At 70.9% G+C, this 14,598-nt stretch carries 6 protein-coding genes, 1 tRNA gene and 1 rRNA gene; 1 reads left to right on the top strand and 7 read right to left on the bottom strand.

The window, feature by feature from the left end; all coding sequences use genetic code 11:
* Positions 1-45 precede the first annotated feature (45 nt).
* The 4 genes from ACIP9H_RS36025 to ACIP9H_RS36010 all read right to left on the bottom strand — a co-directional run bounded on the left by ACIP9H_RS36025 (position 46) and on the right by ACIP9H_RS36010 (position 10,293).
* Positions 46-843: a helix-turn-helix domain-containing protein gene (locus ACIP9H_RS36025; RefSeq protein WP_401593149.1), complete on the bottom strand. Its 798-nt coding sequence runs from the start codon at positions 841-843 to the stop codon at positions 46-48.
* Positions 844-1,074: 231 nt separating this feature from the next.
* Positions 1,075-3,744 (bottom strand): DNA translocase FtsK, encoded by a 2,670-nt coding sequence (locus tag ACIP9H_RS36020; RefSeq protein ID WP_401593147.1) that lies wholly within the window; start codon positions 3,742-3,744, stop codon positions 1,075-1,077.
* A gap of 113 nt (positions 3,745-3,857) precedes the next feature.
* On the bottom strand, positions 3,858-4,538 hold the full coding sequence (locus tag ACIP9H_RS36015; protein WP_360917201.1) for a response regulator: 681 nt from the start codon (positions 4,536-4,538) through the stop codon (positions 3,858-3,860).
* 286 nt (positions 4,539-4,824) lie between these two features.
* Positions 4,825-10,293 carry a HAMP domain-containing protein gene (locus ACIP9H_RS36010; RefSeq protein WP_401593145.1) on the bottom strand — a complete coding sequence of 1,823 codons (5,469 nt, stop codon included), beginning with the start codon at positions 10,291-10,293 and terminating at the stop codon, positions 4,825-4,827.
* A gap of 284 nt (positions 10,294-10,577) precedes the next feature.
* Here ACIP9H_RS36010 and ACIP9H_RS36005 point away from each other — a divergent pair, with 284 nt between their 5' ends.
* Complete coding sequence (locus ACIP9H_RS36005) at positions 10,578-13,196, top strand: SpoIIE family protein phosphatase (protein WP_401963250.1); 2,619 nt, start codon at positions 10,578-10,580, stop codon at positions 13,194-13,196.
* 78 nt (positions 13,197-13,274) lie between these two features.
* Here ACIP9H_RS36005 and ACIP9H_RS36000 read toward each other — a convergent pair.
* The 3 genes from ACIP9H_RS36000 to rrf all read right to left on the bottom strand — a co-directional run.
* Positions 13,275-13,347 (bottom strand) — tRNA-Thr (locus ACIP9H_RS36000).
* Positions 13,348-13,409: 62 nt separating this feature from the next.
* On the bottom strand, positions 13,410-14,375 hold the full coding sequence (locus ACIP9H_RS35995) for a DegT/DnrJ/EryC1/StrS family aminotransferase (protein ID WP_401593141.1): 966 nt from the start codon (positions 14,373-14,375) through the stop codon (positions 13,410-13,412).
* A 140-nt stretch (positions 14,376-14,515) separates the two neighbouring features.
* A 5S ribosomal RNA gene (gene rrf, locus ACIP9H_RS35990) occupies positions 14,516-14,598 on the bottom strand; the annotation flags it as partial.

The raw sequence follows: 14,598 nt of genomic DNA, 5'->3' as shown, positions 1-14,598 counted from the left end.
CGGGCCGGGCGCCGCGGTGTGCTCGCGCGCCCGTGGTGGCGGACGTCACCCGGCTTCCGGGTCGCCGGGGGTGAAGGTCAGCCGCTGGACCTGACCGGGGTCGCCCGCGGGGCCCAGGTCCTTGCCGTTGACGAAGAGGTCGACGGCGCCGGCGTTGCCGATGATGAGGTTGACCTTCTTCTTGTCGGTGAAGGTCTTGGCGTCGCCCTGCTCCAGGCTGCCCTGGTACAGCTGCTTGCCGTTGCTGTCGACGGCCTGGATCCAGCTCTTGCCGTTGTCGGCGGTGAGCTTGACCGTGACCTTGTCACCGGGGGCGGCGGCGATGGCGCTGTCGGTCGCCTCCGGTGAGGGGCTGGTCCTGCGGGTCGCGGAGGGCTTGGCGGCGGGGCTCTGCGGGGACGGCTTGCCGGCGACGGGCTGCTTGCCGCTGTCGTCGCCGCCGTTGAACAGAGTGAAGCCGACGAAACCCACGACCGCGACGATGGCCGCCACCATGGCGGCGGTCCAGTTGGGGCGGCGCGGCTCGGGCCGCATCCGCTCCGCCTCGTACAGCGGTGCTACGGGGGTGGGGGACGGTGTGCTGCCGTGCTCGGTGGAGAACTGCGCCACCAGGGCCTCGGGGTCGAGGCCCACGGCGCGCGCCAGCGCGCGGATGTGGCCGCGGGCGTAGACGTCACCGCCGCAGCGGGAGAAGTCGTCCTGTTCGATCGCATGGACAATGGGCGGCCGCACTCGGGTGGTGGAACTGACCTCGTCGACGGTGAGCCCGGCGTCGAGACGGGCTCGGGCGAGGGCACGACCGACCGAGGGACGGTCGTCGGGGGGCGGGTTGCCGATGGACACGGGTGCGCCTTTCGAGCGTGTAGCCACCTGCTGGAGACTCAGTCTAGGGGGGGTTGCAAAAGGTCGGGCAAGCGGGCGGACGTTGTTTGTCCGCCATCAGGATTGCCGTCGTGACCGGCACCGATGACGGACGGCCATACGGCTTCCCCTTGCACTAACTTGACGTACGGGCAGGAGAAACGGTTGCTCCCCGCCCACTTACGAGTGAGCTACGGATGGGCTACGAACGGGCTACGCGCCGGTCTCGCCGCGCAGGACCGCGAGCACCCCGTCCATCTCGTCCGGTTTGACCAGCACGTCGCGGGCCTTCGACCCCTCACTCGGACCGACGATCCCGCGGGATTCCATCAGGTCCATGAGCCTGCCCGCTTTCGCGAAGCCGACACGCAGTTTGCGCTGGAGCATCGAGGTCGAGCCGAACTGGGTGGAGACCACGAGCTCCGCCGCCTGGCAGAGCAGGTCGAGGTCGTCGCCGATCTCCTCGTCGATCTCCTTCTTGGGGCCGGTGCCGACCACGACGTCGTCCCGGTAAGCAGGCGTCAGCTGCGCCTTGCAGTGCTCCACGACGGCGTGGATCTCCTGCTCGGTGACGAAGGCGCCCTGCATGCGGATCGGCTTGTTCGCGCCCATCGGCAGGAACAGCCCGTCACCCTTTCCGATGAGTTTCTCGGCACCGGCCTGGTCCAGGATGACCCGGCTGTCGGCGAGCGAGGAGGTCGCGAACGCCAGCCGCGAGGGCACGTTGGCCTTGATGAGACCGGTCACCACGTCCACGGACGGCCGCTGGGTGGCCAGCACCAGGTGGATGCCGGCCGCGCGGGCGAGCTGCGTGATGCGGACGATCGCGTCCTCCACGTCCCGCGGCGCGACCATCATCAGGTCGGCCAGCTCGTCCACGATCACCAGCAGATAGGGGTACGGGGCCAGCTCGCGCTCGCTGCCCGCCGGCGGCTTCGCCTTGCCGCTGCGCACCGCCGCGTTGAAGTCGTCGATGTGCCGGAAGCCGTAGGCGGCAAGGTCGTCGTAGCGCAGGTCCATCTCGCGCACGACCCACTGGAGCGCCTCGGCGGCCCGCTTGGGGTTGGTGATGATCGGCGTGATGAGGTGCGGGACGCCCTCGTACGCGGTCAGTTCCACGCGCTTGGGGTCGACCAGCACCATGCGCACCTCGTCCGGCGTGGACCGGGCGAGCACCGAGGTGATGAGGCAGTTGATGCAGGAGGACTTGCCGGAGCCGGTGGCCCCCGCGACGAGGATGTGCGGCATCTTCGCGAGGTTGGCCATCACATAGCCACCCTCCACGTCCTTGCCGAGGGCGACCGTCATCGGGTGCTCCTCGCCGGCGGCGTCCGCCGACCGGAGCACGTCGCCGAGGTTGACCATCTCCCGGTCGCTGTTGGGGATCTCGATGCCGACCGCGGACTTGCCGGGGATCGGGCTGATGATCCGCACGTCGGGGCTGGCGACGGCGTACGCGATGTTCTTGGCGAGCGCGGTGATCCGCTCGACCTTGACGGCCTGTCCGAGTTCCACCTCGTAGCGGGTGACCGTCGGCCCCCGGGTGAAGCCGGTGACCGCCGCGTCGACCTTGAACTGCGAGAAGACGCTCTTGAGCGACTCCACCACCGCGTCGTTGGCGGCGCTGCGGGTACGTCCGGGGCCGCCGCGCTCCAGCACGTCCAGGGAGGGCAGGGAGTACGTGATGTCGCCCGACAGCTGCAACTGCTCGGCGCGCGGCGGCAGGGGCTGCCCGGCGTCGGGCGCCGCCTTCTTGGTGAGGTCCGGCACGGAGCGCCCGGAGCGGTCGCCGGTGGCCTCCGCGGTGTCGGCGGACCCGTCGTCCCGGGCCGGCGGCACCGACTGGTGCACGAGGTCCGCGACGACGGAGGAGCCGGGCACGCCGTACGTCAGCGCGCCGTCGAGGTCCGCGGCGACGCCGTAGGCGAGGTCGACGGTGCCGAGGCCGCCGGGCGTCAGGTCGGGCAGCGGGGGCTGCTCTTGGCGGCGCCGGCCGCGGCGCCGGGGCGCGGCCTCCGGGCCGCCCGGTCCGGCGGCGGGCTCGTCCTCGAACAGGTCGCCGAACGGGACGGCGTCCTCGTCGGGCTCATCCTCCGGCCGCACCTCGACCAGGCCGAGCCGTACGCCGGCCTCCCGCAGGCGGCGCGGGATGGCGTTGACGGGGGTCGCGGTGGTGACCAGCAGGCCGAAGAAGGTCAGCAGCGTCAGCAGGGCGACCGCCAGCGGGGCCCCCACCGTGTAGCGCAGCGGCGCGGAGGCCGCCCACCCGATGAGCCCTCCGGCGTCCCGGATCGCGTCGGCGCCCTGGCCCCGGCCCGGCGAACCGCAGCCGATGTGCACCAGGCCGAGCACGCCCACGGCGAGCGTGGACAGGCCGATGACGATCCGCCCGTTGGCGTCCGACTGCTGGGGGTGGCGCATCAGGCGCCAGACGACGGCACCGAGGAGGACCGGCACCAGCAGGTCCAGCCGGCCGAACAGCCCGGTGATCAGTATCTCGACCAGGTCGCCCACCGGACCCTGCAGATCGGACCAGGTCCCGGTGGCGACGACGAGCGCGAGGCCGAACAGCAGCAGCGCGAGCCCGTCCTTGCGGTGGGCCGGGTCGAGACCGCGCGCGCCCCGGCCCACGCCCCGGAAGAGCGCGCCGACGCCGTGCGCGAGGCCCAGCCACAGCGCCCGGGTGAGCCGGTAGACGGCCCCGGTCGGTGAGGGTGCGGGCTTGGGCGCGGGTTTGGCGGGGGGTGCCGCCTTCTTGGCGGGGGCCTTCTTGGCCGGTGCCTTCTTCGCCGCCGGCTGCTTGGCGGCGGCCTTCTTCGCCGCGGGCCTGGCCGCAGGTTTGGCGGCAGCCTTCTTCGCGGTGCCGGACGTACGTGGGGCCATGGTGCGAGGTTACCGTTCCGTCCCGTGCGCGACACCCGTGGCCGCACATACGCCCGTTCGTGTCGCGCCCCGTACGCGTCAAGGGTGACGGGCCGTCAAAGGACCGGCAGGAGTCACTCTTGCGAGGGAATTTTCTTGTCGCCCGAGCCGGTGCCCGGCTCCAGCGCGTCCAGCGCCCGGCGCAGTCCGGTCAGCTTGCGCTCCAGATGGGCCGCGGTCGCCACCGCCGCCGCGTCCGCCGACTCGTCCAACTGCTTGGACAGCGCCTCCGCCTGCTCCTCCACCGCCGCCAGCCGCGCGGACAGCTCGGCGAGCAGGCCGACCGGCTCCTTGGCGCCGCCCGCACCCTGCCGGGAGCCCTGCTCCAGTTGCAGCCTCAGCAGGGCGGCCTGCTCGCGCAACTGGCAGTTCTTCATGTAGAGCTCGACGAAGACCGAGACCTTGGCGCGCAGCACCCACGGGTCGAAGGGCTTGGAGATGTAGTCGACCGCGCCGGCCGCGTAGCCGCGGAAGGTGTGGTGCGGACCGTGGTTGATCGCCGTGAGGAAGATGATCGGGATGTCCCGCGTGCGCTCCCGGCGCTTGATGTGCGCCGCGGTCTCGAACCCGTCCATGCCCGGCATCTGGACATCGAGCAGGATCACCGCGAAGTCGTCGGTGAGCAGCGCCTTGAGCGCTTCCTCCCCGGACGATGCCCGCACCAGTGTCTGATCGAGCGCGGAGAGGATGGCCTCCAGCGCCAGCAGATTCTCCGGCCGGTCATCGACCAGGAGGATCTTGGCCTTCTGCACCATGGCCCGCCCTCCTCGTCCCGGCACTGCACCGGGTGCCGCCCCCATGGACGACTCCTGAGCGCCGTCCGTCCTTGTGCCGGTCATGGTAGCCGCACCCCGCTGTCCGCCACACCCTGTCACCGCCATGTCACTGTGCACGTAGCAGAAACGCAAGCGGGGACCAGAAGGTTCCCCGTTTCCCGCACCCTCACACCTCCGTGAGCACTCCGTGTCATGACCGCGGCCGGCCGCACCGCCGCGGTGACCACCGCACGGGCGGTCACCGCGTCCGTCGTCCGACGCTCCGTCACCGCGCGTGCATCCACTGCTCCATCACCGCGAGCAGGTGGTCGGTGTCCACCGGTTTGGCGACATAGTCGGACGCACCGGACTCGATGCTCTTCTCCCGGTCGCCCTTCATCGCCTTCGCCGTGAGGGCGATGATCGGCAGCCCCGCGAACTGCGGCATCCTGCGGATCGCCGCCGTCGTCGCGTACCCGTCCATCTCCGGCATCATGATGTCCATCAGCACGACCGCGACATCGTCGTGCTGCTCCAGCACCTCGATGCCCTCCCGGCCGTTCTCCGCGTACAGCACCGTGAGCCCGTGCTGCTCCAGCACGCTGGTCAATGCGAAGACATTGCGGATGTCGTCGTCGACGATGAGCACCTTCTCGCCACTGAATCCCCCCGCGAAGCCGGTGTACGCGTCGGAGTGCGCCCCGTCCACCCACGACTCGGCGGCCGGCGGCGGCTGCCGGTCCGGCTGCCCCTGGGCGATGGGCCGCTCGGTGAGGGCCGAGCGGCGGCGCAGCCGCGCAAGGCTGCTTCCCGCGCCGCCGCGCCGCCCGCCGGTGTGCGCGGGACCGGTGCCGCGCAGCGGTTCGGCGTAGGCGTCCGGCTCGGCGAAGGGCTCGCCGGGCGGGAGTTGCGCGTAGCCGTGCGGCGGCAGTTCACCGCTGTTGAGCGGCAGGTAGAGGGTGAACGTCGAGCCGCGGCCGGGCTGGCTGTCGGCGTGGATCTCGCCGCCGAGCAGCCGCGCGATCTCCCGGCTGATGGACAGGCCGAGGCCCGTGCCGCCGTACTTGCGGCTGGTGGTGCCGTCGGCCTGCTTGAACGCCTCGAAGATGACCCGCATCTTGCTGGCCGCGATGCCGATGCCGGTGTCGGTGACCGAGAAGGCGATCAGCGGCTCGTCCGGGGCCCGCAGCGAACCGGACTCCAGCAGCTGTTCCCGGATCGCCTGCGGCGCCTCCTGGCCGGCCGGGCGGATCACCAGCTCCACCGACCCGCTGTCGGTGAACTTCACCGCGTTGGACAGCAGGTTGCGCAGCACCTGGAGCAGCCGCTGCTCGTCGGTGTGGAGCGTCGCGGGCAGTTCCGGGGAGACCCGAACCGAGAAGTCCAGGCCCTTCTCGGCCGTCAGCGGCCGGAAGGTGGCCTCGACGTAGTCCACGAGCTGCACGAGGGCGATCCGGGTCGGGCTGACGTCCATCTTGCCCGCCTCGACCTTCGACAGGTCGAGGATGTCGTTGATCAGCTGGAGCAGGTCGGAGCCCGCGCCGTGGATCGTCTCGGCGAACTCGACCTGCTTCGGCGACAGGTTGCCCTCGGCGTTGTCCGCGAGCAGCTTGGCCAGGATGAGCAGCGAGTTGAGCGGGGTGCGCAGCTCGTGCGACATGTTGGCCAGGAACTCGGACTTGTACCGCATGGAGACCGCGAGCTGCTCCGCGCGCTCCTCCAGCACCTGGCGGGCGTCCTCGATCTCGGTGTTCTTCACCTCGATGTCGCGGTTCTGACGCGCCAGCAACTCGGCCTTCTCCTCCAGCTCGGTGTTGGAGATCTGGAGCTGCTTCTGCCGGTTCTCCAGCTCCGCGGAGCGCTCCCGCAGCTGCTCGGTCAGCTCCTGGGACTGCTTGAGCAGGTACTCGGTCTTGGTGTTCACGCTGATGGTGTTGACGCTCACCGCGATCATGTCGGTGATCTGGCCGAGGAAGTCCTTCTGGATCTGCGTGAACGGCTGGAACGAGGCCAGCTCGATCACCCCGAGCACCCGGTCCTCGAACAGCACCGGCAGCACGATGACGTGCGCCGGGGGCGCTTCTCCGAGCCCGGAGGAGATCCGCAGATAGCCCGGCGGCACGTTCTCCACCAGGATGCTGCGCTTCTCCACCGCGGCCGTGCCGATCAGGCCCTCACCGGGCAGGAAGACGGTGGGCATCGTCCGTGGCGAGAAGCCGTAGCTGCCGATCAGGCGCAGCTCGTACTCCTCGGCGATGTCCTCGGTGGCCGGCTCCTCGGCGAGGAAAAAGGCACCGTGCTGGGCCGAGACGACCGGCGTCAGCTCGCTCATGATGAGGCCGCCGACGTCGTTGAGGTCGCGGCGGCCCTGCATCAGACCGGAGATGCGGGCGAGGTTGCCCTTCAGCCAGTCCTGCTCCTTGTTGGCGAGCGTGGTCTCGCGGAGCCGGACGATCATGGTGTTGATGTAGTCCTGCAGCTCCAGGATCTCGCCGGCCGCGTCCACGTCCGTGCGGATGTTGAGGTCGCCGCGGGTCACCGCGGTGGCCACCTGGGCGATGTTGCGCACCTGACGGGTCAGGTTGTTGGCCATCAGGTTGACGGACTCGGTGAGGTCCTTCCAGATGCCCGAGACACCCGGCACGCGCGCCTGGCCGCCGAGGCGGCCCTCGGTGCCCACCTCGCGGGCCACTCGCGTGACCTCGTCACCGAAGGCGGACAGCTGGTCGACCATCGTGTTGATGGTGGTCTTGAGCTCCAGGATCTCGCCGTGCGCGTCGACGTCGATCTTCTTGGACAGGTCGCCGCGGGCCACCGCGGTGGTGACCATCGCGATGTTGCGGACCTGGCCGGTCAGGTTGGACGCCATGTTGTTGACGGACTCGGTGAGGTCCTTCCACGAGCCGGACACTCCCGGCACGCGGGCCTGACCGCCGAGGATGCCGTCCGTGCCCACCTCGCGGGCCACTCGCGTGACCTCGTCACCGAAGGCGGACAGCGTGTCGACCATCGTGTTGATGGTCTCGGCGAGCTGGGCGACCTCGCCGCGCGCCTCGACGGTGATCTTCTTGGTGAGGTCGCCGTTGGCGACCGCCGTGGCCACGGAGGAGATCGAACGCACCTGACCGGTCAGGTTGTTGGCCATCAGGTTGACGTTGTCGGTGAGGTCCTTCCAGATGCCGGAGACGTCCCGCACCCGGGCCTGGCCGCCGAGGATGCCGTCGGTGCCCACCTCGCGGGCCACGCGCGTGACCTCGTCGGCGAAGGCGGACAGCGTGTCGACCATCGTGTTGACGGTCGTCACCAGGGCGAGGATCTCGCCCTTGGCGTCGACGGTGATCTTCTTCGACAGGTCGCCCTGCGCGACCGCCGTGGTGACCTCGGCGATGTTGCGCACCTGCATGGTCAGGTTGTTGGCCATGAAGTTGACGGACTGAGTCAGGTCCTTCCACGTACCCGACACGCCCTTGACCTCGGCCTGACCGCCCAGGATGCCGTCGGTGCCCACCTCGCGGGCCACCCGGGTCACCTGGTCGGCGAACGCCGACAGCTGGTCGACCATCGTGTTGAGGACGTTCTTCAGCTCCAGGATCTCGCCGCGCGCGTCGACGTCGATCTTCTGCGACAGGTCACCGCGGGCCACCGCGGTCGCGACCTGGGCGATGTTGCGCACCTGGGCGGTGAGGTTGCCAGCCATGCCGTTCACCGAGTCCGTCAGGTCGCGCCACACACCGGCCACGCCGGGCACCTGCGCCTGGCCGCCGAGGCGGCCCTCGGTGCCCACCTCGCGGGCCACCCGGGTCACCTGCTCGGCGAACGCCGACAGCTGGTCGACCATCGTGTTGATGGTGTTCTTCAGCTCCAGGATCTCGCCGCGCGCGTCCACGTCGACCTTCTGCGACAGGTCACCGCGGGCCACGGCCGTCGTCACCTGGGCGATCTGGCGGACCTGCGAGGTCAGGTTGCCCGCCATGAAGTTGACGGAGTCCGTCAGCTCCTTCCACACGCCGCTCACGCCGTCGACGCGCGCCTGACCGCCGAGCCGGCCCTCGGTGCCCACGTCGCGCGCCATGCGCGTGACCTGGTTGGCGAAGGAGGACAGCTGGTCGACCATCCGGTTCACGGTGTTCTTCAGCTCCAGCATCTCGCCGGAGACGTCCACCGTGACCTTCTGCGACAGGTCGCCGTTGGCGACCGCCGTCGTCACCTGGGCGATGTTGCGCACCTGGCCGGTCAGGTTGCGGAAGGCGGTGTTCACCGAATCCGTCAGGTCCTTCCACAGACCCGCCGCACCCGGCACCTGCGCCTGGCCGCCCAGCTCACCCTCGACACCGACCTCCCGGGCCACCCGGGTCACCTCGGCGCCGAAGGCCGACAGCTGGTCGACCATCGTGTTCACGGTGTTCTTCAGCTCCAGCATCTCGCCGGAGACGACCACGGTGACCTTCTGCGACAGGTCGCCGTTGGCGACCGCCGTCGTGACCTGCGCGATGTCGCGCACCTGGCCGGTCAGGTTGCGGAAGGCCATGTTCACCGAGTCGGTGAGGTCCTTCCAGATGCCCGCGGCGCCCGGCACCTGCGCCTGGCCGCCGAGGCGGCCCTGCGCGCCGACCTCGCCGGCGACGCGGGTCACCTCGTCGGCGAAGGTGCGCAGGGTCTCGGTCATCGCGTTCACGGTCTCGGCGAGCTGCGCGACCTCGCCGCGCGCGCCGATGGTGATCTTCTGCGACAGGTCGCCGTTGGCGACCGCCGTCGTGACCTGCGCGATGTCGCGCACCTGGGCCGTCAGATTGCCGGCCATCAGGTTGACGGAGTCGGTCAGGTCCTTCCACACGCCGTCGACGCCGGCCACCTTGGCCTGGCCGCCGAGCTGGCCCTCGGTGCCCACCTCGCGGGCCACCCGGGTCACCTCGGACGCGAAGGAGGACAGCTGGTCCACCATCGTGTTGACGGTGTTCTTCAGCTCCAGCATCTCGCCGGCCACGTGCACGGTGACCTTGCGCGACAGGTCGCCCTTGGCGACCGCCGTCGTCACCAGCGCGATGTCGCGCACCTGCGCCGTCAGCCGGGAGGCCATGGTGTTGACCGAGTCGGTCAGGTCCTTCCAGGAGCCGGCCATGCCGCGCACCCGGGCCTGGCCGCCGAGCTTGCCCTCGGTGCCGACCTCGCTGGCCACCCGGGTCACCTCGTCGGTGAACGTGGACAGCTGGTCGACCAGCCCGTTGACCGTGCGCCCGACCTTGAGGAACTCGCCGCGCAGCGGGTGCGCGGCGCCGTCCGGCCCCTGCGAGCGCAGTTCCATGCGCTGCTCCAGGTCGCCCTCGGCGACCGCCGACAGCACGCGGCCGACCTCGGACATGGGCCGCACGAGATCGTCCACCAGCGCGTTGGAGGCGTCGATGGCGGCCGCCCACGAGCCCTCGCACGCCCCCGTCTCCAGGCGCTCCGCGAGCTTGCCCTCCCGGCCGACGACCCGGCGGACCCGGGCGAGCTCACCGGTGAGGTGCTGGTTGCGGTCGGCGACCTCGTTGAACACGGCGGCGATCTCCGCCATGACGCCGTCGCCGGTGACCGTGAGCCGCTTGCGGAAGTTGCCGTCCCGCATCGACTCCAGGGCGGACAGCAATCTGTGCAGTGCGGCCGAGTCCACCTCGACGGTCCCATTGGTGCGCGAACGCGCATGCTTCACCCGCGCGGAACCACCCCGCTTCGCCGCGGGTGCCGCGCCGCCTCGCGCCGATGCGCCAGACTCCACCGTGTCCCTCCCGGAGGGTCGACCGAACTGCATGTGCCTCGTTCAGGCATGCCCAGTGTTTCACCATGCCCGCACCCGGCCATAACAGTTCGGCAGCATCGCATATGACCGTCGCCACGATCGGGGCAGGAACACCCCCAACCGGCACACGCGTGGTCGCCGGGGGTAAGTAACCTGGCATGCGGTTGCCCACCTTGGGCCGGGCGTACACCTCGAAGTGGGGGCCGGTGGTGACAGTACAGCGGATGACACATGGTGACGTCCCCGGACAAACAAGGAGATCTGTGATCACGGCGCGCGCAGCGGCCACCTTCGAGCCGGTGGGACGCTCGGTCGCCACCGCACGCGCTTTCGTCCGCGACACGCTCCAGGGCTGGGGCTTCGCCGAGGTCGTCGACGACGCCGTCGTCCTCACCAGCGAACTGGTCACGAACGCCGTGGTCCACGCGGGAACCGCCGCCGACGTCCAGTGCCTGCGCTACGAATCCGCCGTCCGCATCGAGGTCGCCGACCGCTACCCCGAGCGCGAGCTGCCGCTGCACGACGCCAAGAAGCAGATCCACCCCGACCACGAGGGCGGCCGCGGCCTGCTCCTGTGCTCGGCCCTCGCCGCCCGCTGGGGCGTGGAGTACACGCCGGCCAACAAGCACGTCTGGTTCCACCTGGACCTGCCCCAGCGCCCCGCCGGCACCCGCTCCGCCGGACCGGCCCTGCCCGCCGCCGCCCTGCCGCTCGCCGACGAGCAGGTCCGTGTCGCCGTCGTCCAGGTCGACCGTGCCGGCATCATCACGCGCTGGAACCAGGACGCCGCCGAACTCTTCGGCCACCCCGACGAGCAGATCGTCGGCAAGCCGCTCGGCGATCTCGCCGCCTGGCCGCAGACCCCCGGCACCGGCCACGGCATCGCCGAGGCCCTGCTGCTCTCCCGCTGGGAGGGCAGTTACGGCGTCCGCGGCGCCGACGGCCGCATCATGCCGGTGTACGGCACCCACTTGCGCGTCCGCGACACCTCCGGCGAGCCCTCCACCGTATGCCTGCTGGTGCGCGAGGACGCGCGTGCCGTGCTGCAGAACCCCGGACGCGGCGGCGGCGTCTCCGCCGACGGCGGCATGGACCGCGGCAAGGCCGCCGACCCCTTCGAGTCGTTCATCGGCTCCCCCGCGCCCGACGACCTCGACGGCCTGCTCCAGCGCACCGTGGAGCGCGCCCGCGACATGCTCGACGGCGACGCCGCCTACCTGCTCCTCGCCACCGACGACGAGACCGAGTTGGAGGTACGCGCCTCCACCGGCCTGCCCTCGGCCCGTCAGCGCTTCGCCCGCGTCCCCGTGGAGGCCGGCACCGGCCGCTACGGCAGCGCCCGCATGCCCGCCGTCCACGAGGACCTGACGGCCGTCCCCGGCGCCGTCCCGCTGCTCGCCGGCACCGGCATGCGGTCCGTCATCACCGTGCCGCTCAAGGTCGAAGGACGCCTCACCGGATCCCTCGGCGTCGCCGCCGAGACCCCCGGCCGCTACAGCAACGAGGAGGCCCTGCGGCTCCAGTTCGCCGCGGACCGCATCGCCCTCGCCGTCGAGAGCGCCCGGCTCACGGAGCTCGAACGCCTGCGCCGCGGCTCGCTGTCCTTCCTCGTCGAGGCCTCCGACCTGCTGGCCGGCACCCTGGAACGCGACCAGACCCTCGCGCTGATGGCCCAGATGACGGTGCCCACCCTGGCCAGTTGGTGCGCCGTCTACACCATCGCCGACCAGGCCTCCGAGCCCGAACTCGCCTTCGTCCTGCACGAGGACGAGGACCGCATCGACGGCATCAAGGCGCTCCTGTCCCGCCTCGCCCCGCCCCGGCCCGACCCCACGCCCGGCGCACGCGTCTGGACCGCCCCGTCCGACGCCGCCCACTCCACGGCCCTGCGCGCCTCCCTGCGCAGCCTCGGGCTCGGCGAGGCGGGGCGGCCCGCCGCCGGCCCCGGCACGGCCCTGGCGACCGCCGCCGCGGTCGGCGGCGAGACCGTCGTGCTGCCCCTGGTGGCCCGCAACCGCGTCATCGGGATGCTGACCCTCGGCAGGGCCGCCGACGAACGCTTCCGGCAGGAGATCCTCGAACTCGCCGAGGACCTCTCCCGCCGCGCCGCCCTCGCCCTGGACAACGCCCGCCTCTACAGCGAGCGCACGGCCATCAGCCAGTCCCTCCAGCGCAGCCTCCTGCCGCCCGGCCTGCCGGTCATCCCCGGTGTCGAGGTCGAGGTGGTCTACCGCGCAGCCGGCGAGGGCAACGAGGTCGGCGGCGACTTCTACGACGTCTTCCCGATCCGCGACGGCTGCTGGGGCTTCGCCATCGGCGACGTCTGCGGCACCGGCCCCGAGGCCGCCGCCGTCACCGGCCTCGCCCGGCACGCGCTGCGCCTGCTCGCCCGCGAGGGCTTCAGCGGGCCGTCCGTCCTGGAACGCCTCAACGCGGCCATCCTCGACGAGGGCTCCCGCAGCCGCTTCCTGACCCTCCTGTACGGCGAGTTGTGGCCCCAGGCCGACGGCAGCGCCGAACTGAAGGTCGTCTGCGCCGGCCACCCGCTGCCGCTCCGTCTGCGCCAGACCGGCGCCGTCGAGCCCGCGGCCGAGCCCCAGCCCCTGCTCGGCGTCATCGAGGACCTCGAACTCGTCGAGCAGAACGTCACCCTCGCCCCCGGTGACGTGCTGCTCTGCGTCACCGACGGCGTCACCGAACGCCGCGAGGGCACCCGCATGCTCGGTGACGACGGCCTCGCCGACGTCCTGGCCACCTGCACGGGCCTCACCGCCGGTGCCGTCGCAGCCCGTATCCAGCGCGCGGTGGAGCGCTTCGCCTCCGACGCGCCCTCCGACGACATGGCCATTCTCGCCATGCGCGTTCCGGAACTGCCCGCGTAGCCCTGCACCGACGAACACCAAAATGAAGCACCAAAATGAAGAAGGCCCCCGCCGAATGGCGGGGGCCTTCTTTCTCTGAGCCCCAATACGGAATCGAACCGTAGACCTTCTCCTTACCATGGAGACGCTCTGCCGACTGAGCTATTGGGGCGCGTCGACGTGAAGGATCTTAACCCATCGACCGCCGGGTTCGGAAATCCGCCCGGCGTCCACTCAGAGCAGTCCGCCGAGGGTGTTGCACGCCTCGGCCATCCGCTTCAACTCCTTCTCCGTGAGCCCGGGGTGGACCGGCAGGGACAGCGTCTCGCCGGAGGCCGCCTCGGTCCGCGGCAGGAAGGACTGCGACCGGTACTTCGGCATCCGGTGCACCGGGGTCGGGATGCTCACATCGGCCCGCACGCCGCGGGAGGCCAGCGCCATCGCGAACGCGTCGCGGTCGGGGCGGCCGTTGCCCGGTATGCGGACCGTGTAGCGGTGGTAGACGTGGTGCGCGCCCGGCTCGACGTACGGCACCAGCACGCCCGTCAGGGCGGAGTCCAGGTACCGGCAGTGGGCCCGCTGCCGCGCGATCGAGCCCTCCAGCTTGCGCAGCGCGGCGCGTCCGCTCGCGGCCCGGTTGTCGGCGAGTCGCGCCGCCGAGTGCGCACCGTCCCTCAAACGCTTGACGCAGGAGGCCAGTTCGGGGTGCTCCGTGGTCACCACGGCGCCCTCCGCGAGGGCGAAGACGCTCAGCGCGCCGTACGTGCCGACCCGCCGGCCGGCAAGCGTCGCGGCCTGCGCCTGGGTGGCGTCCTCGACGATCGCCAGGCCGTGCCGCGCCGCCAGGTCCGCGAGCTGGTCGACGGCCGCGGGATGACCGAACAGGTGCACCGGCAGGATCGCCACCGTCAGCGGCGTGATCGCCGCAGCGACGGCCTCCGGGTCGAGGCAGAAGGTGAGCGGATCGATGTCCGCGAACACGGGCACCGCGCCGACCAGCCGGACCGCGTCCGCGGTCTCCACCGGGGCGAACGACGGGAGGATCACTTCCTCGCCGGCACCGATACCCAGCGACAGCAGCGCAAGGTGAAGGGCGGAGGTCGCGGAATCCACCGCGACGGTATGGCGATCGTCCACCGCCGAGGAGAACTCGTCCTCGAGCGCCGCGACTTCAGCACCCCGATCCAGGAACTGCTGCATCAGGCCCACCTCCACTTGCCCGTCAACGCCAGGATTACGGTGACCGGTGAGTGGATGCTGATCTCAACATGAACAACGGGTGTTGCCCACGCAAATAGCCGTGCCCCCGGACAGAAGTCCGGGGGCACGGCTGAAGAATTGTTCGGCGGCGTCCTACTCTCCCACAGGGTCCCCCCTGCAGTACCATCGGCGCTGAAAGGCTTAGCTTCCGGGTTCGAAATGT

Origin of the sequence: Streptomyces sp. NPDC088732 (assembly GCF_044751205.1) — a bacterium.
GTDB lineage: Bacteria > Actinomycetota > Actinomycetes > Streptomycetales > Streptomycetaceae > Actinacidiphila.
This window is presented reverse-complemented; position numbering and strand designations above follow the sequence as displayed.